Here is a 25846-nt window from a genome sequence, read left to right as displayed (position 1 = left end):
TATTCTTACCAAGGCAAGTATCATGAATTTATCATTTAAAGATTTAAGGTTTATTATAGAAGCCATTGAACATCAAATCAATGCCTATAAAGAACGTTTGCAAGTAATTGAAGATGTAGATGAGGATGAGGCTGCCGATCTAGGGAACGATATTAAATTTTTAGAGCTTCTCCACGCAGACATGACGACAACTTTAGCTCAGAATACTTCAGTCAAAACTTTAAGTTATGGTGAGGTTTCTTCGCCAGCTCAGAATGATAAATTTTCAGAAATATCCAAAAAAATATCGTTTCAAGAATTGGTAGAATTAACCAGGAAGTTGTCACTTAGTGAGCGATTATTTCTAGTAGAGGCGATTACCTCGTCTGTGCGTCAGGAAGTCAATATGAGCCAATAATCCGCCAATAAAAGGAGCTTTAGAAGTTGGTGGGAGATATACTGATTAATCGTAAAGTGAGCAGAGATCAGGCAAATGTCAGCCACCATCACAATTAGCAGCAGCGAAATTCTGCAGATGTTAAGGAATTAAGGGAATTTTTATTTAGTTTTTAAGACGTTTCAACAACCACCACAATCATCATGAAACTTTATCACACTCCCATTTCCACCAACTCCCGCCGCGTGTGGGTCGCCATTTTAGAAAAAAACCTCGATTTTGAATTAATAGAAATCCACTTGGACGGCGATCACTTGCAGTCGGAATTTGTGGCAATGAATCCTTTTCACCGCATCCCTGTTTTGGTCGATGATGACTTCACTGTCGTCGAGTCTCTAGCAATTCTTGACTATCTAGAAACGAAGTATCCAGAACCGGCAATGCTGCCGAAAGATCCGCAAGATTTGGCAGTTGTGAAAATGGTAGAATTGGTCACGGTTAACGAACTTGCGCCGGCACTTTACCCCCTCAGCAGTGAAAAAATGGGATGGGGAACTCCCCAACCGCAGGAAATCGCAAAGGCTAAGGAAAAAGTCAATACTGTGCTGGCATTCTTTGAAGGCTTACTGGACGATCGCCCTTATTTCGCTAGCAACACTGTCACGTTTGCCGAGTGCGTTGCCGGCACCGTCGTACCCTTGCTGCCGTGGGTTGGTGTATCCATAGACGGTTATCCAAAAATTCAAGCTTGGTGCGATCGACTAATGTCGCGTCCCTCATGGCAGCAAACTCAATTCACCGAGGCAGATTTGGGGGCTTTCGTATCTCGGAGACAAAAGTTTCTGGCACAATCTGAAGCCTCCTGAACCAATCAATTGTGAAGCGATCGCTCTTTTTCCTCGCAGTTTTCGCCTGCATCCAAATTCCCATCGCAGCAATGGGGCAGGCCGCCGCCCGATCGAACTACGAAGCAATTAACGCTAAACACCGCATCGAACTCAGACTCAGGCAAAATAAGGGGGAAATTGTCTGGATTGGCCGACAATCGAAGTGTCAACCAAATCGCGGACACCAAAATTGGGCAAGCGGCCGCTGTCAGTAGAAAGGTCGATCGGCTTTTTGCTTAAATTTCTTCACCCCGGATGCGTTGCGAGGAAGGAAGCTAGGACTTTACGCAACCGATGATGAAAAACAGAGGCCAAGAAAAATTCGCTACGGCTGACTCGCGACAGAAATAAGTTATTCCTGGGTAAGTCATCGAAGCAATCTGGGCTCGGCGTTGTTCCCCGGCTGCGCGACAATAACTTAGGATCGCGAATTAAATAACTTACAATTTTAATTGCTATTGTGGGATGGGCGTCCCGCCCGTCTTTTCTGGACGGGCGGGACGCCCATCCCACAAACTTGTGGAAGTTATTTAATTCTCATTTCTTAAAACTATTTTCGGTATCGATCGCTCTTTTAGTCAAAAAGAGCGATCGAACTCACAAGTTTACTTGCACATGATCAAATTTCCAGCGGAGATGAATCCGGCCACAGGGGCTGAAATCTCAACCCAATTGCGGTTTTCTCCATTCTTATCTTTCACTAACTGGAAATTCGGTACAAGCGTTACTTGACCGTTAGCAGGTACACCGCCTTTAACCGCAGCAGTCCTTGAAGGCTCAGTGCGGATAGCTAGACCCCTCGGCGCTACGCGAGGTTCTACTTGCCGGCACAGACTTACGGGGCCCGTTGCTGGTGCTGGTGCTGGTGCTGGTGCTGGTGCTGGTGCTGGTGCTGGTGCGGGCGCTGGTGCGGGTGCGGGCGCTGGTGCGGGTGCGGGCGCTGGTGCTGGTGCCGGTGCTGGTGCTGGTGCTGGTGCTGGTGCTGGTGCTGGTGCTGGTGCCGGTGCTGGTGCTGGTGCTGGTGCTGGTGCTGGTGCTGGTGCTGGCGTAGGTGCGGGTGCTGGTGCTGGCGCTGGTGCTGGTGCGGGCGCTGGTGCTGGTGCTGGTGCGGGCGCTGGTGCTGGTGCAGGAGTTTGACTAATTGTGCACGAACCTAAATTACTTTCGTCGTTGGGATATCCGCTAGCTACATACCCTGTGACGGGAGCGGTAATTTGAATCCAGAGGCGACCGTCGGACGCTTTAACAGAAGTAGCGCCTTGGGACAGCGTTACCTGAGTGTTAAGTCCTACCCCGCCCACTCTAGGGGATTTGGGGTCTGGGTTCTGGCGAACTGTCAAACCTTCTTTGGGAGTGACTTTACGGCAAAGGTTGCCAGCCTGGGCTATTTGAAACGTAGCGCTATCTTCAAAGGAAATATTTTCCGCATCTTGACTGACAGTGGATGTTGATGGGGCGGCAACACCGATGGCATTCGCCTGCAAACTTCCGGCTACGATCGCGATCGCGCCCAGCAATGCAGCGGGCTTATTCCAGCAATTCAAGTTTTTCATCCGTTCAACTCCTCACTTAACCACAATCATTATCTTAATTGCAGGTCAATATAGCAAAAAAATCGATTTGTCTTCCACAAAAAAGCTTTATATAACTTTTTTATGACCGCAAGTCAAGTTTAATTTATATAATTTAATGTTTGGTGAGTTGAGCGAAGACACATAAAGCTGCTACGCCTATAAATGGCTCATTATGCCACAGTGGGGGAGGGAGAAGGCGAGAGTGTCCGAGTCGGGGAATGGTAAACGGGAAAAGTAAACAGTTAAGTGTTTAAATGCCGGACAGTTTACTAGGACTGCAAGTCATTTGTTGTGTTCGTTAAACCATTTAGCTGTCAGTTGTTGCAGTTGAGTAATATGGGGCTACATTTCATGTGAATTCTTGGCAGTTTCGAGAGCGAGATTGTGGTTGAGATGCTCCAATATTCAGATTGACAGGCGATGGGCGCGATCGACCCCATCGTCGTAGTGAGGTGTCACAAGCCGCATACAGTTCTTCGATCGCGCTGACATAACTCAACTGTCGATCGTACCTTACTTAAAATTGTGGCAAACAGCGCCAATCGCTAGCCTTGACCCGATGGCTGGCGTCAATTTGATAAAATCTTCCAAAACGGAAACTTATCGGCTTGAGACACAGTTGTGTTTTTGTGGCTAAAGTCGCCCCGCCATCAGCGACAGTTGCTGTAGCTGTTTCCAAACGGTTTTGCCCCTGTGGAGACAACCAGCACAAAACCTCCGAACAAAAGCAGCCTGCTCAAATCAGAAACCAAATATTTGCGCCAATTCTGATTTAATTATATTGCAATACAGTTCAGTTAACACTGTTAATTCCCCGGAGATCCCCCTCGCATCCCCCTGATTGTTGGGGGACGCAAGAGCAACTTCTTGTCCCCCCCTTTGTAGGGGCGGTGCCAAGAGTGCCCGCCCTCTTGGCTAGGGGGGATCAGTCTTATCTGAACCGTATTTAATTATATTGCTATAGCAACCGCACTCGATGTTTATGATGTGTTCACTTGCTAAAACTAATGCGGGATATTCCCTCGGAATGGGAGCCTATTAATGATAGGAAAAATCTTGTTTTGGGAGGGCGATCGGGATTAGCGCACGCACAAGGAGAGGAAAAGCCCAACTAATCTCCTCCCTTCTTCCTTCTTTCCGAAATAACTAAAGCCTTCTCTATTCGAGAGTTAAACTTTTCTTCCTTCTGCTATATAATGACCAAAGCGTTAAATATTTGTGCAGTGACAAAAACTACTAACAAAAAAGACGGAAAATCCTCTAACTATCCCTTTGACGGTCTATCTTTAGACGATCGCAATCCCGACTTCATTCAGCTTTTGTTGCCAATCTGGGAATGGCTGTACCGCTACTATTTTCGCGTACAAAGCGACGGCTGGCACCACGTACCCGCGAGCGGAAAAATGCTCGTTGTCGGTTCTCACAACGGGGGAATAGCCGCTCCAGATATGTTTATGTTCCTATACGAATGGTTCAGCAGGTACGGCACGGAACGCTTAGCCTACGGATTGATGCACCCGACGATTTGGCAAGTTTCTCCTGATGTTGCTAGCATGGCGGTTCAGTGTGGAGCCCTCAAGGCACATCCGAAAATGGCGATCGCAGCTTTGCGGAAAAATGCCGCAGTTCTCGTCTATCCGGGCGGCGCCCAAGATGTTTTTCGCCCCCACCATTTGCGCGATCGAATCTACTTTGCGGGACGCAAGGGATTTATCAAATTAGCATTGCGAGAAGAAGCGCCAATTGTACCGATTGTATCGCACGGTGCACACGATACTTTGATAGTTTTGGCAGATTTGTACGAACAACTTAAGCAATTGCATGAATTGGGGATGCCGTGGCTATTTGGCATCGATCCGGTGGTATTTCCGGTGTATTTGGGATTGCCTTGGGGATTGAGTATTGGGCCTTTGCCGAACCTGCCTTTACCGGTGCAAATTCGGACGCGCGTGTGCGAACCGATTGTATTTGAGAGGTACGGTTCGGAGGCGGCGCGCGATCGCGATTATGTTGATGCTTGTTTCGAGCGAGTTACCGCCCAAATGCAAGAACAATTAGATTGTTTGGCTGGGAATTGAGAATTGCACAAGTCTATATTAGTCTAGGCTGCAGAAACCGATTTTTTTTACGACTATATAGCGTGAAGCGCGAGGGATATGGGTAAAAAACCCGGTTTCTTGAATTTTGTGGGTAAGTGGTGACTACAAAAATTTTTTGCCATAAATCTAATGATTTATTTCAAAAACCGACAATTGCGGTACCAAATCGGATTTTACCCATCTTAATTACGTGAAATACCCGAAAAGCCCCGTCGCAAAAGTCACGTTTTTTATAATCCAGGTTCAAGCGGACATAATATCAGCTTAAATAAATGCAGATGAATAGGAGTTCATCTGCGTTTATCTTCCTTCATCGGCGGTGAAAAAAGAGAATTAGCAAAACTAACCTGATTCTGTAAGCTAATCCGCATTTAAATTGCATATTAAAATAAATTTTTCCTCTTGTGGGGAGTAGGGGGTTGGGCAGGAGAACCCGCCCTCAACATACAAGTTAAATGCACAACAGCTTATAAACTATTTATATTAATTCTGCCTTCTGCCGGACGCTGACTAATTGCCCGATCGCCTTAACCGCAATACTGGGAGAAAAAAGTACAGCCGGCGACTCAATCATGTGCACAACTTCCAAAAATGCTTGACAAATTTTAGCATCTGAGACCATCACTTTTAACACCAAATCCATGTAATCAATTGTCAGCCGCGTAGCGAGGTTGAGTTTTGCACCTTCACTTCCCGGATAGCGAGAGTCCTGACTGATGGCAAATGTCCAAGGAATTTTATGTAATTTTGCTAGTTTTTGTTGAAATTGTCGCGCAAAGCCTGTTAAATTGCCTTCAGGATAGCGCTGCCGCTGCTTTTGCAGGCATTCATCTAGCATCTGAGCATCCAGTGCAGCAACCGTCATTCCCTGGCCATAAACGGGGTTGAAAGCGCAAACTGCATGGCCGATAACTGCCAAATTTTCAGGATAGCGGGAGAGGCTTTCGTAGTGGCGCAAACGGTTTTCTGTACCTCGATAGCTATAAACTGGTGTGATGGCTTCTGCGTCTTTAATCGCATCATAAATTGTCGGGGTTGGCAAAGTGCGGGCAAATTCTAGAAAACCTGCTTCGTCTGCGGGGGGGTAATCGCGATCGCCCCCAGCAAGAATTGCCAGCCAGCGATTGCCTTCGATCGGAAAAATTCCACCGCCACGGGTGCGAAATGGCGGTGCTGTTGCCACAAATACTGGCGCAGTCTCTGACAATTTACCGCTGCCTTCATAGATGCGGCTGGCATAGCCGACAAAAGCATTGATAACGGTTTCTTGCGGAGGTTCATAGCCCAAACTTTTCAACCATTTAGGTGTTTTGGAAACTTTGCCGCCAGCATCGACTACTAAATCTGCATACAAATTCTCTGCATGGATGTTAGCCGGGTTGTGACGATCGCGAAAACGCACCGATACGCCAGCCACTTCCGCGCGCGAGGCATTCGCCAGCAACCCCGTTACTGTGCCTCCTTCGAGGAAATGCACGTTCGTATTTTCAGCCAAGCGGCGGCGAATTTGCCAATCAAGTAAATCCCGACTGAACAAAATTAAATCATTTAGATCCGGGCTAAAGTGCGGGGCCCAACCTGCCGGACTAAACCACCCGATCGACCTCGGATCTACACTAGGAGCACCAGCAGCTACCAGTTCGTTTTCCAAGCCGGGAAAAAACTCTTCTAGGATGATTTTTCCCCGATTTAAAAGGACGTGAAGGTGACGGGATTGAGGAATACCGGGGCGAGGTGCGGGTTTTTCTGGAAAAAAATCTCGTTCAACTATACTTACTCGATCGAAGTGTTTTGCTAATACTCTAGAAGCCAACAGTCCTGCTAAACTGCCGCCAATAATAATTGCATGACTTTCTCGCTGCACGATCGAATCCCTTCAAAGCTAATTTGCTATGGCATTGGTTGATGAATTGTGAACAATTTGTCTGGGGTTGTGTGCCGACTCTTAATATCGATCGACCCAAGATTTTCCTCTGCGATTATTTTACTCAGACTTACCATTACTAGCATCTATCTCGGCTATGCCGCCGCGCACCTTACTCCTAACCGAGAACTAACAACTTCACAACTGCCAATTTACATAGCACAACTATTCCTAAAGTGACAGCCGGCCGCAGACATATTTCTACACTTCCAACTGTAGGGGGATGCTTTAGCTCGACAATAAGGCGATGCTTGCCATTGGGGGCATGAGTCTAAAACTATACATTGGTTAACTTGCGCCAATGAGCGCGCGCACCCACTCCTTAACGAGGAATATACTATGTATCAAAATTTGCCAATAAATCCACAACTGTATAACATCGGGTTCTGGCTGGCTCAAGTGCCAGTAGAGCAGACTACTACAACAAACACAGCAGAAGACGCAGCACTCCTGTATTCCGGGCCGCAATTTTTTATCGCCTTGATAGCTGGAGTGGTACTCGCCTGCGCTTTCCAACTCTTGCTAACAAATTTATCAGTAGCCGCGGGTCTTTCGTACATGGGACAATCCCACGACGACGGCCACCAGTCGGATAGCGGCAGTTCCCCAGTCCGCCACATCGGCAGAAAAGTAGGCACTTGGACGCTGATTACCGTCACCATCGCCCTATTCTTTGCTTGCTTGCTTGCAGTAAAGCTCAGCTTGATTAGCAGTCCCGGTTTAGGTGCGATCGTCGGTTTAGTCGTGTGGGCCACCTATTTCTCAATGCTCGTCTGGGTGAGTTCCACCACCGTCGGTTCCTTGATCGGTTCCGTCGTCAACAGCGCCACAGCAGGCTTTCAAGCCATTGTCGGCACCGCAGCCTCGGCCATCGGCGCCAAAGCAGCCAGCAACCAAGTAGTCGCCACAGCCAAAGCAGCAGCAGCAGCAGTGGGCCATGAACTTGGTAGCGCGATCGACCCCACAAGCTTGCGCGAAAACGTCGAAGACTACATCCAAAGCCTCAAACCGCCAGAATTAGACATCAAAGGGATGCGTAGCGAGTTTGAAAAATTGCTCAACGATCCGCAACTAAAAACCATTGCAGCCGAAAATTTGCCGAATCTCGATCGGCAAACTCTCGTAGATTTAGTAAGTTCGCGATCGGACTTATCAAAACGCGACGTAAACCGGATTGTAGACCAACTCCAAGATGCTTGGAAACAAGTAGGAAAACAAGGGCAGCCATCAGACGGCATCGCGCAATTAGTAGACTATCTCAAATCTGCCAAATCGGGAGATTTGGTCTCAGATAAATTGGCAAGTAGGGTAGAAAAAGCCCTCAGCAGTCTGGGCGGTCAAAATTCTGGACAAAGCCCGAACATGATGTCCCAAGCAACCACAATGGCAGTCAATGCTTTAATGGGAATAGTATTGGGTCGCACGGATATTTCTGACTTGGATGTTGAAAAAGTAGTCGGTCAGCTCAAAGAAGCGAAAGACAAAGTTACCCAGCAAACTGATAAAATTACCGCTCAAGTCAAAGGCGAACCCGTAACTTACAGCCCAATTCGTGCCGACGTAGAAAACTACCTACTCAACACTTATTCGTGGCAGATGAACCCCCAAGCCATCGAGCGCGAATTTCGGGACGTTCTCTACGATCCTACAGCCGATCCGGGAACTGTGCGCCGCGAATTAGAAAAACTAAAACAGTCTAATTTTGCCGAAATCTTGGCTAGTAGAGGTGTTTTTACCCAAGACAAAATTAAACAAATTTCCCAGGAATTAGAAGCAATTAGACAGCGAGTTTTACAAACCGTGATCTTTGCCGAGGAGCAAGAAAAATCTCGCGATTTGCAGTGGCGGTTGGAAACTTATTTGAAGCTGACGCCGAAAGAGGAACTGACAGCAGCAGGTATCGCGAGGGATTTCAAAAAAATCTTAGAGGATTCCGATGCTAGTTACGAACAGTTGCGCGATCGGCTTTCTCCTTACACGCGCGACAGTTTCGTGCAAATTCTCCGCAGCCGCGAAAACTTCGGATTCCAGGAAGTAGAACAGATTGTTCAAGAGTTGGAAAGGACGCGAGATGTAGTTTTAGCAGATTCTAAAGGTCTGCAAGAAGCAGCGCAAGTGCGACTAGACAACCAGTGGCAAAGAGTACAAGAATACTTGAAGTCTACGGGCAAAGAAGAACTCAATCCCGAAGGCATCAAGCGCGATTTGAAAACGCTGCTGGATAACCCGGAAGCGGGAATGTGGGCCTTGAGAGCTAGAGCTTCTAGGTTCGATCGCGAAACTTTGGTAAAATTGCTATCTAAGCGGAAAGACCTCAGCGAAGACCAAGTAAATCAGCTTATCGACAGCGCCGAAGAAAATTGGCACGGCGCGGTGCATGCGCCGCAAAAGTTGGCCGAAAAAGCTAAGGATCAGTACGACCAAACCACAACCGCCCTTGCAGATTACCTTCGCAATACTGGCAAATCAGAACTCAATCCTGAAGGGATTAAGCGGGATTTGACAAAACTGCTGGAAAATCCCAAAGAAGGAGCTTTAGCGCTGCGCGGCCGTCTGTCTCAAGTCGATCGCGATACTTTGGTAAAACTGCTTTCTCAGAGACAAGATTTGAGCGAGGAACAAGTCAATCAAATTATCGACCAAGTACAGGAAACCCTTGGCTCGATTGTGAAAGCGCCGCGCCGTTTGGCAAAACGGGTGCAAAGCCAAGTACAGGATTTTCAGAGTGTTTTAGAAGATTATTTGCGTAATACGGGCAAGGATGAATTAAATCCCGAAGCCATCAAGCGCGACTTGCAACTGCTGCTGCATGACCCGAAAGTCGGCGCTTACAGTTTGGGCGAGCGCTTGTCACACATCGATCGAGCTACAGTTGTTTCTCTGCTGTCTCAGCGGCCGGATATTTCTGAAGCAGAAGCCAATCGCATTGTCGATGGAATTTTGTCGGTGCGCGATGAGTTCGCACTGCAAATTCAGAAAATACAGGAGGGTATTCAGTCGGTAATTGACGGGGTTCTCGGAAAAATTCGGGATTACCTCAATTCGCTCGATCGCCCTGAACTCAACTACGAAGGCATTACGCGGGACGTGCGGAAGTTATTTGACGATCCGCAAGCCGGATTTGATGCTTTGCGCGATCGGCTGGGTCATTTCAACCGCGATACTTTAGTAGCATTAATGAGCTCCCGCGAGGACATTTCCGAAGCAGATGCCAACCGCTTGATCGACCAAATTGAAAGAAGTCGCAACAGCGTCTTGCAAAGAGCAGAACGCTTGCAGCAAGAGGCACAGCTTCGCCTCGAAAGCATCAAACTGCAAGCCGAAAAACAAGCTGAAGAAACCCGGAAAGCTGCAGAAGTTGCCTCTTGGTGGCTGTTTTTCACGGCTCTTTCCTCGGCCGCTGCTGCTGCTGGCGCCGGTGCTTTAGCCGTCATCCGATAAAAAAGACTCAAGTTGCGATCGGATTGCAGATAGTGCCTGATATGAGTTTCTACTGATATCAGGCACTACTGTTAGTAAAGGATTTGATCGGGGAGTAGGAACGGGTGTATTTAATTTTTTGGTATTGTTTAAGGTTATTGGTAAGCCCGCTCCTATCGTTTTTTTGAAGATGGTAAAAAGCGTGAATTTATACATCTTAATTAGCAGTTTTGATCCATTCAAAATATAAAAGTGAAAAGCCTATTTTTTTGATTGGTGTATATTTTATTGGCAGATGTCATAAATAAAAAGTCGCCGGATATTCATTGCCTCTGCTATCACAATTTTTGAACGCGGTTCAACCTTCTCGGCTGGATAGGCTTTTAGGCCTATTCCACCACTCCTGCAAGGATTGCTATAAAACGACAAAAATCAAAAAAGCTGCTGGAATGAGAACCTTTTTGCGCGCAAAACTCGATCGACCAGTCCGCTCTCTCCTCAATACTTTTTTGGTACAATATATAGTTATGGTTCTCAACCCAGCACGCCTGTTCTCCCAACCGCCCGCCTCCCTGGCTGCATCAGTATCAAACAAACGCGAACTGTTTTGAGTTCGATCGGCAGTTAATTTTGAAGATGCCGATCGTCAGGTTATAACTTGTATGTCATAGGTTGTGCATAATAGGGAACTAAAGCTGTGAAAATACTACACTGACTGTGGGGGGCAACATACCGGATGCCTTGGAAATACCAAGGGCTTTGCCAAGCCAGCCCAGAAAAGTCCAAACACGCAGGCCCTGCGCGAGCCAATGCTAAACAACTTACGTCTCAAACCTCTCCTGGCTAGTTGCCTAGTAGCACCGTGAGGAGGGCGACGCCATGCAACTCCGAAAAAAAACACTATTAATCATCGGTGCAGCGCTGATCAGCCTGATTGTGGTTCTCTATGCCACTGCATCAACTATTTTGCTGCATGATTTTCACAACCTGGAGGCACAGTACGTCCGCCAGGATGTCGCACGGGCTTTGGACGCATTAGATGATGACTTGTCGAATTTAGACACCAGCGCCCAAGATTACGCCGAGTGGGACGATACTTACTCTTTCGTCGAAACACGGAACGAAAATTTTGTCAAGTCAAATTTCGTCGATTCGACATTTATTTACTTGAGACTAAACTTATTGGTGCTGCTTGACTCCAACGGTAAGACGATCTTCAGCAAAGGTTTCGACCTGAAATCGCAAACCGAAATCCCGATTCCCGAAAGCTTAAAACAGCACTTGACCGAGGCGCTACTAGACTCATCGACAGTCGATGGCGATCGCCCCGCCAAAACAGGCGTCCTCACCCTGCCAGAAGCCAGACTGCTGATTGCCTCCAAGCCCATCTTGAACAGCAACTCCCAAGGGCCGCCGCGGGGGACGCTGATCTTGGGACGCTACCTAGACAGCAGCGAAATCGGTTTGCTTTCAGAACTGACTCACCTGTCAGTGGATTTTAGATTGCCGAGTTTAGATTTTAAAGTTGGAGCCGCGAACTACTCTGGGCACAGCGCCAAGGCGCTGGCTCGATCGAGGCAGGAGTTGGAAAATGTCAAACTCAAAATTTCCAACCTCAAATCAGTAGAAATTTTAGTCGAGCCACTCAGCGACACCTTAGTCGCAGGATACGCCCTGATTCGGGACATCCACGGCAACCTAGCGCTGCTGCTGCGAGTAGAGACCGATCGCATCATTTACAGTCAAGGTCAGGCTACCTTGGAGCTGTTTACCTTATCAATACTGGCAGTAGGTTTAATATTTAGCGCCATCACCCTGCTGTTGCTAGAAAAATTAGTCTTAGCGAGATTGGCGGCCTTGAGCACCAGCGTCAGCAACATCGCAGCCAACGGCGACCCAAGCTTGAGAGTTCCTATGGCCGGAGCAGATGAACTCGCAAGCTTGGCCGACGCCATCAACCGAATGCTAGAAGCATTAGGCAATTCTCAAGTCGAACGTAATGAAAGCGAAGACCGCTATCGGTTGATGGCAGAAAACTCAACCGACATGATCACCAGACACGACCCCAAAGGCGTGTTTGTTTACGTCTCGCCCGCCAGCCGCGCTTTGCTGGGATACGAACCTTCGGAACTCATCGGCCGCGTCCCCAAGGATTATTTTCACCCCGACGATTTAGAAACCATCGCCAAAGCTCACTGGAAAGTCCTGGCACTCCCAGTTACTTACACCGTCAGCTACCGCATCCGCCGCAAAGACGGCAAATACATTTGGTTTGAAACCACCGGCCGCACGATCAGCGATCCCCAAACCGGCGAAGTCCAAGAAATTATCGGCATTTCCCGCGACATCAGCGTGCGGAAGCAAACAGAACAAGAACTGCGAGAAAGCGAAGCTGCAATCAAAGCTTTGTACCAAGTGACTTCGGCTCCCCGTACAGACCCGCTCAACCACCTCTCTACCTTTGATTTGCGCCTCCAAGAACTGCTGGCAATGGGATGTCGGCATTTAGGCCTGTCCGTGGGAATTTTGTCCTGCATTCAAGGCGACAACTATCAAATAATGGCTGTTGAGTGTCCCGACGGGTCGATCGTCAAAGACCAAATCTACGATCTGGAAAAAACTTTCTGCGTCGCTACGTCAATGGCAAAAGAACCGATCTACTTTGAGTCGCTGAGATTTTCGGGTTTTTCCTTCAACACGCACGATCGAGCTTTCCCCATTGAAGCTTACATGGGCATTCCCGTCACGGTGGGAGGTGAAGTTTACGGCACTCTGTGCTTCTTTTCTCCGAATCCTGTGACAGAACCGTTCCGAGCTGTAGACAGAGAGTTGGTGAAACTGATGGCTCAGTGGGTGGGAAGCGAACTAGAACGCCAGCAAACAGACGTAGATTTGGCAAAAGCTCGCGATCAAGCACTGGCGGCTACTAGAGCCAAAAGCGAATTTTTAGCCACCATGAGCCACGAAATTCGCACTCCGATGAATGGAGTCATCGGCATGACCGGTTTGCTGCTGGATACCCCCTTAACTCGCGAACAGCGCGATTTTGTAGAAACTATCCGCAGCAGCGGCGATGCCTTGCTGACGCTGATCAACGATATTCTAGATTTCTCGAAAATTGAGTCGGGCAAATTGGACTTGGAGGAACATCCGTTTGACATCCGCACTTGCATTGAGGAATCTCTAGACTTGGTAGCTGCTAAGGCGGCAGAAAAAAAACTGGAAGTGGGTTACTTGATCGATCGTACAGTACCGGTAACGGCGATCGGGGACAGCACCCGCTTGAGGCAAATTTTAATCAACTTGCTCAGTAATGCGGTTAAATTTACCGACGCTGGAGAAGTGGTGGTTTCGGTGACTGCCAAAAAGATTTCAGTACCGGCGGCTAAGGCTAAAGAACCGCCATTAATTGCTGGCGAATCGGTAGTAATTAACCCAGCATACGAAATACATTTTGCTGTCAAAGATACCGGTATTGGCATTCCGAGCGATCGCATGGATCGGCTATTTAAATCTTTCAGCCAGGTTGATTCTTCAACGAGCCGGCAGTACGGCGGTACCGGATTGGGTTTGGCAATTAGCAAGCGTTTGGCCGAAATGATGGGCGGCCGGATGTGGGTGGAAAGTATGGGTAGTGTGGCGGGCAATCCTCCTGCCCATTTTAGATCGTCGGCAGTTATTGATTTGGGATGGGCAGAATCTTGCGAAATTGCCGAAAAATATGGCTATGCCAAATCTGTACTCAGCAACCAGCCGATCGCCCAAAATACGAAATCCGTTGGCTCTACTTTTTATTTTAGTACGATCGTTTCTGGCTGCAAGAATTCCTTACCACTTAACTTGAGCAATTCTCAACCTGAATTAGCTGGCAAGCGAGTCTTAATTGTCGATGACAATGCTACCAACCGCAGAATTTTGACTCTCCAAGCTCAGTCTTGGGGAATGGTGGCTAGGGCTTCAGCTTCGGCTCGTTTGGCTTTAGATTGGCTGGCTGCTAAAGAAATGTTTGACTTGGCAGTTTTGGATATGCAAATGCCGGAAATGGACGGGTTAGCTTTAGCGGCGCAAATTCGCCGATATCCTGATTGCGAAAAGTTGCCGTTAGTGATGCTAACTTCGATCGGCAGGCCAGAAATTAACCCCCCTTCTATGGAGATGGATTTTGCTGCTTTTTTGAACAAACCCATCAAACAATCTCAGCTTTACAATGTTTTAATCAATATTTTTGGAGAACAGACAACTGAATTTAAAGGGCAGCGCACTACCGGGTCTTTCTTGCAAACCATACCCGTGCTGGCAGAGGACTTACCCCTGCGGATTCTGTTGGCTGACGATCATTTGGTGAATCAGAAGGTGGCTTTGCAAATTTTACAGCGGATGGGGTATCGCGCGGATGTGGCGGGAAACGGTATCGAAGTGCTCGAAGCTTTGCGCCGCCAGCCTTACGATGTGGTGCTGATGGATGTGCAAATGCCGGAAATGGACGGACTGGAAACTACCCGCCACATCCGCGAGCAATTTTCAGCAGATTTAACTTTAGAAAATGACACGGGAGAATCAGAACTTTCCGCAACTGATGAGCAATCTAATAATCGAAAATCGAAAATCGAAAATCGAAAATCGACTGAGGAATCTAACAATCGAAAATCGAAAATCGAAAATCAAAAATCGACTGAGGAATCTAACAATCGAAAATCGAAAATCGAAAATCGAAAATCGACAAGGCCTTGGATTGTGGCGATGACGGCAAATGCGATGCAGGGCGATCGCGAAGAGTGTATGGCTGCGGGGATGGACGACTATTTGAGCAAGCCGATCGCAATTGAGCAGTTGGTGCGAGCTTTGATCGCGTGTAAATCTCGATCGAACTCTGCATTCGATCGTCTGCAGCCGATCGTTTGTTTGGATGCGCCGACGGAACAGATCGAAGGAACGAGTGAATTAGAAGTGCGATCGAATGTGGCTGTTGCGGGAAATCCACAACAGACAATTCCCAATTCGCCGGCAGTCGTCGAGTGGGGTGCATCAAATCTCGATCGGGCTTTGTCACATAGCCACGAGTCCCTGAGTGCCAAGATTATAGAGGGACTGCGAGAAGTGGAAGCTTTAGACGAGGCGATCGAGATTTACCTCGAAACAGCTCCCGAACTGCTGCGAGGCATCTCTATGGCTCTGTGCAACGCCGATCCGCTGGCTTTGCGGCGATCGGCTCACTCTTTAAAGTCGATCAGCGGTACTCTCGGTGCTTTTCGCTTGTTTGAGCTGTGCGAGGAACTCGAAATCATGGGCCGCATCGGCACAAATGCTAACCAGTCTTTACCCGATCCGGCCTGCGCGCTTTTAGAAGAGGTTGAGGCGGAGTATCGAAGAGTGGAAACGGCGTTAAAAATAGAAATGCAGTACAGCGAAACAATGACAGAATAATTAACAACTGATAACTAACTATTGTTCGTGGGTGGGGGAGGGTTTTTGATATGGTTGGTTTTAGGCAGTAGACCTCTTGCAAAAATAGCTGGGACGGGCCGGAGAGCCCGTCCCACAAAAAGTTTTTTCTCTTGTGGGATGGGCCGGAGAGCCCGTCCGAAAATTTGATCGAAAGGACTTTTGCAAAAAGTCTATTGAGACGCGCTATAGCGATTCTAAATGAATTGTGTAATTGTTGTAGGGGCAAACCCCCCGTGGTTGCCCCAATCCGTGGGGGGTAGGCACTCTTAGCACTACCCCTACATATTTGTACAACTGATGCGAGGATTGCTATATATCTGCAACTTTTAATAATTGGTATAAAATCTCAAGTCTCAAATCTCAAATTCTATAACCTATGCTAGACCAACTCATCGGCAAACGCATTTCCATCCCCGAACAGTTCACCGGAACAGTCACCGTCGAAAGAGTCACCGCCATCGATGATACCGTGCTGTTACAAGTTCGCACCAGTGCCGGCGAATTGGGCGATGCCATGCTGAGTGCCGCAGAAGTCACAGAAATTTTAGCGAACCAACAACCCACCATCACTACACCCGTTGACAGCAATTCCTTCTTCCTATTTATCGAATCAGCCCGCATCAAAACCGCCTTCGCCTACGACCCCCACTTCGCAGTTAGTCTCAGCGGTGTGCGTCCCCTTCCCCATCAACTAGAAGCCGTCTACGAACGCATATTACCTCAAGTTCGCCTGCGATTCCTATTAGCAGATGACCCAGGGGCTGGCAAAACTATTATGGCGGGACTCTTACTCAAAGAACTCAAATTACGGGGCATTATCGAGCGCATTTTAATCTTAGCACCAGCCCCTTTAACAATTCAATGGCAAGATGAACTCCGCAGCAAATTTTCCGAAACTTTTGAAGTCATTAACTCAGTATTAGTAAAAGGTCAATTAGCAGGAAATCCGTGGGATAGGTTTCGTCAATGTATCGCCTCTATTGATTTTGCCAAACGCGATGACATCCTCCCCAGTATTTTACAAGTTGATTGGGATTTAGTGATTATTGACGAAGCACACAAATGTTCAGCTCGCACTCAGGGGGAAGATTTGCGACGCACTGGTCGGTATAAACTGGCTGAAGAATTATCAAAAATTAGCGATCGCCTGCTTCTCCTCACCGCTACTCCCCACCAAGGCGATGTCGATCAGTTTCACAACTTTCTGCGATTGCTAGATGCTGACCAATTTATTTCAAATCAACTCAACCCAGAAATTTTAAAGCTGAACAATTGCCCTTGGTTCCTGCGCCGAATCAAAGAAGAATTGAGAGACTTTGAAGGACACAAGCTTTTCAAAGAACGCTTTCCGATTACCGTCTCCTTTGACTTGTCGCCTGCTGAAAAAGATTTATATGACCGAGTTACTAAATATATTAACAAATATTTGGGCAAAACCAAAGGCCGCAAGCAAGCTGCCGTTGCTTTGGCGCGGACTGTTTTGCAGCGCCGATTGGCTAGCAGTTTAAATGCAATTTTTAGTTCCCTCAAAAGACGACAACGCAGGTTTGCTGAGTTATTAGAAGAACTCAGTCAACTTTCTCCAGAAGCACAGCACCAGCGATTGCTAACATTAGGCAAAATTCCTGACTCTGAACAGGAAAGTGAGGATTGCGAAGAGGAGCAATTAGAGGAATTAGCCATCGAGTCAACAGTATCTGAACAGTTAGACCAACTGCGGGAAGAATTGCAGGAATTGGGTAAATTAGTTAAACTAGCTCAAAAAACCATTGACATCGGCACAGAAGCTAAACTCAATAAACTCAAAGAGTGCGTAAAAAGAGCAGAATTTGAAGAATTAAAAGACGGACGCGGTAAGCTGCTGATTTTCACAGAACACCGAGATACTTTAGAGTATCTTAAACAGAATCTCACACAGTGGGGTTACAGCACTTGTGAAATTCACGGTGGGATGAATGTGTTGGCCAGAAAAGCCGCCCAGAAAGATTTTCAATTTAATAAGCAGATTTGTTTGGCAACAGAAGCGGCAGGGGAAGGGATAAATTTACAGTTTTGTCGCTTGATGATTAATTACGATTTACCCTGGAATCCTAACCGTTTAGAGCAGCGCATGGGGCGAATTCACCGCATTGGCCAAAGCCAAAATGTTTATATTTTTAACTTTGTTGCCATCAATACAGTTGAAGGTCGCGTTTTAGATAAGTTGCTAAGTAAACTCGAAGAAATTCGCAAAGCAATGGGCGATCGCGTTTTTGATGTTATTGGTCAATTGCTGCAACTAAATGACATGAGATTTGAGGATTTTTTGCGAGAAGCTACTTACAGCAAAGTTTCCGAAGATGAAGTTTTAGAACAATTAGAACGGCTTGACCCCAAACGCCTAGAAGAATTAGAAAAAGCAACGGGTGTCGCCTTGGCTACTTCTCACGTCGATTTATCTCAAATTCGACACACCAAAACTCAAGATTATGTCTCGGAAGAACAGCGGTTAATGCCGCGTTATGTGGAAGAATTCTTTAAGCGAATTTGTGATTTCTTGCGGATTAATTTAGAAGTGCGGGCTGATGGTTTGTGGCGGGTAAGTTATGTGAAAGAGGAATTTCGCTCAAATCATTTAGAAGCAGTGCGGCGGTTGGGTACACCAGAGAAAAGTTATCCCAAACTCACGTTTTATAAAGAACAATTAGCAGCCGCGTCTCATCAAGATGCCGATTTGCTTTCACCCGGACATCCCCTATTTGCGGCGATTGCTGAACGCTTAGACCTTCAATTAAATGAGGAAATAGCTCATCATTGTGCTGTTTTTGTCGATGCTGATGCTCAAGAATATTATCGCATTCACTTTTTTAATGTTCAGGTTGAAGGGCAAGGCAAAAAGGGAGAGAATCGAGTTCTTAGAGCTAAATTGTGTGCGGTTGTTGAAAAGGCTTCAGGGGAATTATCCCTAGCTTCGCCAGATTGTTTGCATGATTTAGCACCCCATCCTGTACCAATTCCTGATTGCCAATTTCCCACACCCAAACAACAGCAACAAGCCGAAAACTGGTTGAAAGTCAAGGTACAACTAGGGTTAATGAATGAGGAACGATTGCGCTGTAGTAAAGAATTACAAATTCGCCAAGATTACTTAGAACAAGCGATGGAAAATACTATTAGAGAATCCCAATCTACTCAGATGAAATTGGCGGCAAAAGTGGCGGCGGGAGATGAAACTTATCGGGTGGCGAGAGATGCGGCTCAAAATAAGGTGCGGGATTTGCAAGAACGTTATAAAAATAAGCAGGGAGAATTGGATTATCTCAAAATAGTACGATCGGGCAGAGTGACTTATTTGGGAACCGCTTTGGTGTATCCTGTACCTGTAGAGGTCTCTAGTCCGGGGATGCGGAACGACCCAGAAGTCGAAGCATTTGCCATGCAGTACGTGATTGACTACGAAAAACAGCGGGGATGGCAACCGGAAGATATTAGTAAAAATCACGATGGTAGTGGGTTTGATATTCGCAGTTTAGGGCCTACAAATCCAGAAACGGGAATTGCCGAGGTGCGTCGAATTGAGGTGAAGGGAAGGGCTAATTTGTATCAAGAAGTAACATTAACTGTAAATGAGTGGCGCAAAGCACAACAGTTAAAAGATTCTTATTGGTTGTATGTTGTTTGGGGTTGCGAGGTTGAAAATCCGCAGTTATTAATTATTCAAAATCCTGCTAATAATTTAGCGACGGATGCTAAAGAAATTAAGCAAGTTACTCGGTATATTATTTCTGCTGAAGCGTTGCAGAAAAATAGTGTATAATATGAGGTGGCTTTGTATAGCAACCGCCAAAGCGATTAGTGCAGTAGGGGCGGGTTCGCCCGAATCTGTGACACTCATCGACAAATGATAAAAACCCGCCCCCACCCCACGACTATATTCAAAATCGTCCTAACCATCCGGGCGATTGCTATACCTGACAATGACAGATGGCTTCGTCATTCTTACACGACAAACAAAAAAGACTACCAACCATGACAAATGACCGCCGCTTAATTGAAGACTTTATCCCTATCAAAGAAATCTCGGTAGAAGCTGCACGGGAGAAGTCGATTCGCAAAGGTCACATTTCCACCCTACATTTATGGTGGGCGAGACGGCCTTTAGTCGCAGCAAGAGCGGCGGTTTTTGCATCCCTAATAGCGGCACCAGAAACACCACAGAAGCGCACAGCATTGAAACAAGCAATGATTGATTTGTGTAAATGGGAAGCTGGACAACCTACTATTGATAAAGCGAGAAAGCAAATCCTAGAAGCGCAAAAACTCCGCCTGAATTTACCGCCAGAAACACCATTAAATCAAGTGCCGCCACCAAAGGTTTTAGATATGTTTTCTGGCGGCGGGGCTATTCCGTTAGAAGCGTTGCGTTTGGGGTGCGAAACCTACGCAGTTGAACTCAATCCGGTGGCTCATATTATTGAGCTTTGTACGCTAGTTTATCCCCAAAAGTACGGCAGAAAATTGGCTGATGAGGTGGAAAAATGGGGCAATTGGGTGATTGAAAAGGTGCGGGGAGAAATTGGTGACTTATACCCTGATATTAAGGTGGGGGAAGTTGTGCCGCAGGAATCTGAGCAATTAGAGTTATTTGCACCAAAAGTCAAGCAATTAACTCTCGGACAAAATCTCACCCCAGTTGCATATTTATGGACGCGAACGGTTAAATGTCCTAACCCTGGTTGTGGCGCTGATGTTCCTTTGGTGCGGCAAACTTGGCTTTGCAAGAAGCCTAAAAAGTATGTTGCACTTAAGGTGATTCCTAATCACGACACAAAGCGGGTTGAGTTTGAAGTTGTCGAGTCTGCAACGGAAAAAGGGTTAGGTTTTGACCCGGCGGCAGGTAGTTCGCGGGGTACTTCAACTTGTCGTCATTGTGGGACAACTGTGCCTACTAAACCCTATATTCAAGAACATGGAAAAGCTGGTAGAATCAGTCATCAATTGATGGCAATTGTTTGTAATACTTCAGGAGAAAAAGGTAAAACTTATTTGAGTGGTACAGCTTATGAAAAATATATCCCTAATGAAATAGAAATTAAAACTAGGTTACAAAATTTGGTTAAAGAAATAGGAATTAGTACCCCGGATGAACCTGTAAAAGTGTGGTCTGGTGTTTTTAATGCGCCTCTATATGGTTTAGATACATTTGAAAAGTTATTTACCTCCCGTCAATTGCTGTCGCTGATGACTTTTGTGAAGTGGGTGAGGTTGGCGCATCAGGATATGGTGTCTCAGGGGTATGAGGAGGAATTTGGGAAAGCCGTTGCAACTTATCTCAGCCTTGGGGTTACAAAAGTTGCTAATAGAGGTAGTAACTTGGGGGTTTACCATACAGGGCGCGAAACTATAGAAAGCCCTATTGGTAGCGGCAGGCTACCGATGTGTTGGGACTTTCCCGAAACTAATCCAATAGGAGGGAGTTCTGGTAACTATTCTGACGGTTTAGACTGGACTATTCAAAACGTGCGAAACTTGGCAGAAATTAGTAATGTAGCAATTGCTAAAAGACAGCCTTGCCAAAAATTAGATATATCCGATTCTAGCTTAGATGCAGTTATTACTGATCCTCCTTATTTTGATGCTGTTCCCTATTCAGATTTATCAGACTATTTCTATGTATGGCTAAAACGCAGTATTGGACATCTTTTCCCGGAACATTTTTCTAGTCCACTTACCCCCAAAAAAAACGAAGCCACTATGGAACCTTCACGACATGGGGGAGACAAGAAAAAAGCAGCCCAAGCTTATGAAGACTTGATGCACAAAGCATTTTGTGAAGCCAGCAGAGTGCTAAAACCAGGGGGCATGATGGTTGTAGTTTATGCCCACAAAACTACCGCCGGTTGGTCAACATTAATTGATTCTCTCAGGCGGGCTAAATTTACCATTACTGAAGCATGGCCGCTTGATACTGAACAGCAAGGAGGATTGCGCGGTCTTAGGGCCTCTCTCGCTTCCAGTATCTTTTTAGTTGCCAGAAAACGGGAAAAACCCCACCCTAACCTTCCCCTTGCTAAGGTGAGGGAACAAGAATTATCTAACTTCCCCCCTTACCAAAGGGGAACTGAAGGGGGTACAGGCGACTACGCTACAGAAGTCCGCCCATTCCTATCAGAAATCGTGCGCGACAGAGTAAAAACCCTGATGTCAGAAGGAGTTACCGGCGCAGACTTAGTAATAGCTTGCATCGGTGCCGGACTCCGCGCCTACACCCAATTTGATCGCGTAGAACTCCCCAACGGAGACGAATTATATGCCAGTTCTTTCCTAGATGAAGTACAAAAAGAAGTAGCTGAAACCATCTTGGGCACAGTCTTAGGATGCGACCAAAAAGGAGTCTCAGCCGTCGATAAACCCACCCAATATTACATTCTGGGACGCTACGAATACGGCGAAGCCATTGTCGAATTTGACGAAGCCAACACCCTAGCGCGAGGTATAGGTGTCGAATTAGACGGCGCTAGCGGTTTAACTGACGGCAAACTTGCCCTAGTCAAAAAAACCAAAAATCAAATCCAACTAAAAGACTATCAAGAACGCGGCGAATTAGAAGACTTAGGCCTTCAAAAAACCGAAAAACAGCAAACCTTCAACGTCAAACCCCAAGCCATAGGCAACGCCCCTAGCTTAATTGACATCCTGCACCGCTTGCTGTGGCTATCAGAAAATAGACCACAAGGCATCTATGAATTTTTGAGTTTAGCACAGCCAGACACCACCCAATTGCAGTTAGTAGCTCAAGCCTTAGCGGGTCGTGCTTTAACACCAGAGGCAGGAGGAATCGAAGGCCACACTACGAACCGTACCAAGGAACAGCAAACAATAGACACCTTACTAGCATCTTGGAAGCGACTTATAGAAGAAAACTTATTTACTAAAGGGAGTTAAGTTTTAACCCAAACCCTACAATATAACGTACCTTTAGCCCTAGCAATGAATACAGAAACCAAAAATTATGAACACCGCTTACCAAATCAAACCCTGGACACAAGTTGTTACTCCCCACGCCGATATTTTAGAGGGAAAACTAGATAACGCCACCTACGCGGCCAGCTTAAGTTCAGTTGTCCGCAATTCCCCAAACTGCCCCAAAGTTTACCGCGATGCCCGTGATTTTTTTAATGCTACTTATCTGACAGCAGAATTGAGAAAACTATTAGAAAGTGTTGTCAAAGGATTGTGTGGGGAAGCTGGCGACAGAGTATTACAATTGCGTACACCCTTCGGCGGCGGTAAAACCCACGCTTTACTGTGTTTATATCACCTTGTCCAACACCGAAGCCAACTGCAAGGAATTCCACAATTAGACACATTACCCAACCCAGGCGAAGTTAATGTGATTACCTTAATTGGTTTAGATATTGATATCACCGGCATTCCTATTGAAAACGGCCCAACTGTTCTCACACCTTGGGGCTATTTAGCTTGGAAAATTGGCGGTTATGAGGCTTATGCCCTGGTGGAAACAGAAGATAAACAACGCATTGCTCCTGGTAATGACAAGCTGCGTCAAATCTTTGCTGACAAAACAGTTTTGCTGCTAATGGATGAGGTGATTATCTATGTCGAAGGCGCAATGGCTTTAACGGTAGGGGAATCAAATTTTGGTCGGCAAATCCTCACTTTTATTCAGAAGCTTACTGAAGTTGTCCGCGAATTGCCCCGCGCAGTTTTAGTTTATTCTCTACAAGCTAGCGTGCAAGAAGCTTTCGGGAATGAAGGGGTATTAAACACTTTAGATAAATTAGTCAGTCGCATTGATGCGAAAAAAGAACCTGTGACTGGCGATGAAGTAATGCGCGTCATTCAACGCCGCTTATTTGCTGATGTGGGCGACCCAGCTATCATCAAAGAAGTGGCGCGACAACAAGCTGAATTATACCGCAAATTTCGGGAAAGTTACGCAGAAACTAATCGGGAAAAACAGCAAATACAGCAACAAGTAGAATTACTAGCAGAACGTATTGAAATTAGCTATCCTTTCCACCCGGATTTACTTGATTTAATGTATCATCGCTGGGGAAGTTTACCGAGTTACCAGCGCACGCGGGGCGCACTACAATTTCTGGCTTCTACTGTTTACGGTTTGCGAGAGGCAAATGATACTTCTTGGCTAATTACTCCCGCTAATATTCCGTTCCATAATGAAGCCACCCGCAGCGCTTTCTTTACCCAAGTCGGAGAAAGGGAAGCTTACAGTTCTGTCTTGAATGCTGACTTAATTGGTCGTAAAGCTAAGGTCAAAATAGTAGATAATCGCATTGGTCAAGATTCCCCGGCTTTGGCACTGTTAAAAGTAGGAAGTCGCCTCACTTCTGCTATTTTAATGTATTCTTTTGGTGCCAGAGGTGGAGAAGACCGAGGCATTTTGGAGCAAGATGTTATCGCGGCTTGTCTCGCCCCTGGATTGGAGCGCACAACAATCACGGCGACGCTAAGTGACTTGCGAGAACAGTTGCTTTATTTGCACTATGTCGGTAAACGCTATCGCTTTGAAACTAAAGCGAATCTGAATAAGTTAGTGGCGGATGAGGAAAGCAATATTAGTGGGGAAGAAGTGTTAGAACGCATCCGCACAGATTTGAGCAAGGCTTTACAAAATCCTCGCGGCAAAGTCGTGTTGTGGCCGAAAGATTCTGCGGCAATTCCTGATAATGTTTCTCAGTTTAGTGTTGTCTATCTTGACCCAAGCTGGGCGGAAAAAAGCCAGGAATTAATATTAGCTGATGCCTTGACATGGCTGGAAAATCGTGGTAATGATAAACGGGATTACAAAAATGCTTTGGCGTTTGTGATTCCGAAGGTGGTGCAGATGGAGAAGGCGCGAAAGGGGGCGCGGACAGCGTTGGCGATTTCTTCTCTGCTAGAACAGAAGAAAAAATACAAGTTCACTGCGGGAGATACTGAGGAATTGACTAGCAAACGTCAGGAATCTGCGAATGAAATCAGCGCGGCAATTCGCCGTCTCTATGAAGATATTCTGCTACCGGTGCCTGACACAACTAGCAATGCTCCTCTGCGTTTGGAAATGATTGATTTGCAGTCTCAGCTTAATACGAGTCAAAACCTGCAAGACCGGGTATTGGATGCTCTGAAAAATTATGTTTTTGATTCAATAACGCCTACTAAGTTAGTGCGGCTTTCGGGTTTGGAAAATTCGGAAACTGAATTTATCAAGGGTGAGGAATTGGTGGGTTATTTTTTCCGCTTCCCCAATTTTCCGAAGTTGTTGGGTGTTGATCCGATTAAGAAAGCTATTCTGGAGGCGATCGCCAATGGCGTTTTGGGTTATGTCCCGCGCTTGACTATCAATGCCGATCGCCCTCCGAATGTAGAAAATCCTGCCCTCATCAGCTTTGCTAAGGGAATTCCGGCCGATGAGTTAGATTTGTCGGGCTATTTGTTGTCTCCTAGCTTGGTAATGAAGCTGCGGGCGCTCGTACCAGCAGACGAAAATCAGCAAATTCTGGTTTCTGACTCGGAAAATGATAGCAATACCAGCAGTGACGATGTTTGGGGTGAAGTCAGCCGCACAACCAAAGCGACAGGGGAAGACAAAAAAACCGTTGAATATAAGTCGGAAACAAGCAGCATCAAGCGCTGTGTTTTGGCTGACATAGTAGACGGGAAACAAAAAGCCCACCACTACACTTTGAACGCGATTACTAACAAATCTAAACTTTTTCAGTTGTTTGAAGTGCTGCAAACACTATCTGACAAAGCAGATAATATGTCAATTAAAATTGACATTAAGGCAGACACAGTTAAGGAATTTGACCCAACTTGGCTCAGGAATGCGATCGAAGAACCTCTCGACGAAATGGACATTCAGGCATCTACACGGTTGGAGTAACAGCTTCAGGGTGTAAGCTGTTGGGCAAATAAACATTGCATATTCGGGCGCTGCTGGGAGCAACGCCCCACTGATTGTTTGATTGATTTTTGACACACAATGTTTATCTGCCGCAACAGCTTATAGGGTTAATCCAAGTTTAGTTCCTATTCTCAGTCGTTGGGTGGGGGCGGGTTTATTATATTGTTGGTTTCTGACATAAATGGTTGGTGAACCCGCCCCTACGGTAATT

General features: G+C 46.5%; 11 protein-coding genes. 9 read left to right on the top strand and 2 right to left on the bottom strand.

The features are described from left to right. Positions 1-22 precede the first annotated feature (22 nt). The 3 genes from QT992_RS09730 to QT992_RS09720 all read left to right on the top strand — a co-directional run bounded on the left by QT992_RS09730 (position 23) and on the right by QT992_RS09720 (position 1478). The gene (locus QT992_RS09730) at positions 23-397 is read left to right on the top strand and encodes a hypothetical protein (RefSeq protein WP_333376922.1); all 375 of its coding nucleotides are present in this window, start codon (positions 23-25) and stop codon (positions 395-397) included. A 182-nt stretch (positions 398-579) separates the two neighbouring features. Next, positions 580-1242: a glutathione S-transferase family protein gene (locus QT992_RS09725; RefSeq protein ID WP_333376920.1), complete on the top strand. Its 663-nt coding sequence runs from the start codon at positions 580-582 to the stop codon at positions 1240-1242. Between the two features lie 11 nt (positions 1243-1253). Further along, the gene (locus tag QT992_RS09720; protein ID WP_333376918.1) at positions 1254-1478 is read left to right on the top strand and encodes a hypothetical protein; all 225 of its coding nucleotides are present in this window, start codon (positions 1254-1256) and stop codon (positions 1476-1478) included. A gap of 390 nt (positions 1479-1868) precedes the next feature. On the opposite strand, the gene QT992_RS09715 is transcribed toward QT992_RS09720, so the two are convergent. Further along, positions 1869-2816 (bottom strand): SH3 domain-containing protein, encoded by a 948-nt coding sequence (locus QT992_RS09715; RefSeq protein ID WP_333376916.1) that lies wholly within the window; start codon positions 2814-2816, stop codon positions 1869-1871. A gap of 1217 nt (positions 2817-4033) precedes the next feature. On the opposite strand from QT992_RS09715, the gene QT992_RS09710 reads away from it, so the two are divergent. Next, positions 4034-4915 carry a lysophospholipid acyltransferase family protein gene (locus QT992_RS09710; protein ID WP_333319283.1) on the top strand — a complete coding sequence of 294 codons (882 nt, stop codon included), beginning with the start codon at positions 4034-4036 and terminating at the stop codon, positions 4913-4915. 499 nt (positions 4916-5414) lie between these two features. On the opposite strand, the gene QT992_RS09705 is transcribed toward QT992_RS09710, so the two are convergent. Next, positions 5415-6800 (bottom strand): 2-polyprenyl-6-methoxyphenol hydroxylase-like oxidoreductase, encoded by a 1386-nt coding sequence (locus QT992_RS09705; RefSeq protein ID WP_333319285.1) that lies wholly within the window; start codon positions 6798-6800, stop codon positions 5415-5417. Positions 6801-7199: 399 nt separating this feature from the next. Here QT992_RS09705 and QT992_RS09700 point away from each other — a divergent pair, with 399 nt between their 5' ends. From QT992_RS09700 to QT992_RS09680, 5 genes are all read left to right on the top strand, one after another. Beyond that, positions 7200-10301, top strand: coding sequence for an MFS transporter (locus QT992_RS09700; RefSeq protein ID WP_333319287.1), 3102 nt, complete (start codon positions 7200-7202; stop codon positions 10299-10301). Positions 10302-11159: 858 nt separating this feature from the next. Beyond that, entirely contained in the window at positions 11160-15704 is a 4545-nt protein-coding gene (locus tag QT992_RS09695; RefSeq protein WP_333376913.1) for a response regulator, read from the top strand. Positions 15705-16101: 397 nt separating this feature from the next. Next, the gene (locus QT992_RS09690; protein WP_333376911.1) at positions 16102-19521 is read left to right on the top strand and encodes a helicase-related protein; all 3420 of its coding nucleotides are present in this window, start codon (positions 16102-16104) and stop codon (positions 19519-19521) included. A 212-nt stretch (positions 19522-19733) separates the two neighbouring features. Further along, a complete protein-coding gene (locus QT992_RS09685; protein ID WP_333376909.1) occupies positions 19734-22649 on the top strand; it encodes a DUF1156 domain-containing protein in 2916 nt (971 codons plus the stop codon). A 67-nt stretch (positions 22650-22716) separates the two neighbouring features. Continuing rightward, positions 22717-25614, top strand: coding sequence for a DUF499 domain-containing protein (locus QT992_RS09680; RefSeq protein ID WP_333376907.1), 2898 nt, complete (start codon positions 22717-22719; stop codon positions 25612-25614). The last annotated feature ends 232 nt before the right edge of the window (positions 25615-25846 follow it).

Origin of the sequence: Microcoleus sp. T3_D1, assembly GCF_036700405.1 — a bacterium.
Classification (GTDB): Bacteria; Cyanobacteriota; Cyanobacteriia; order Cyanobacteriales; family Microcoleaceae; genus Microcoleus.
Note: the sequence above shows the minus strand (reverse complement) of the source record. Positions and strands in the feature narration are given on the sequence as shown.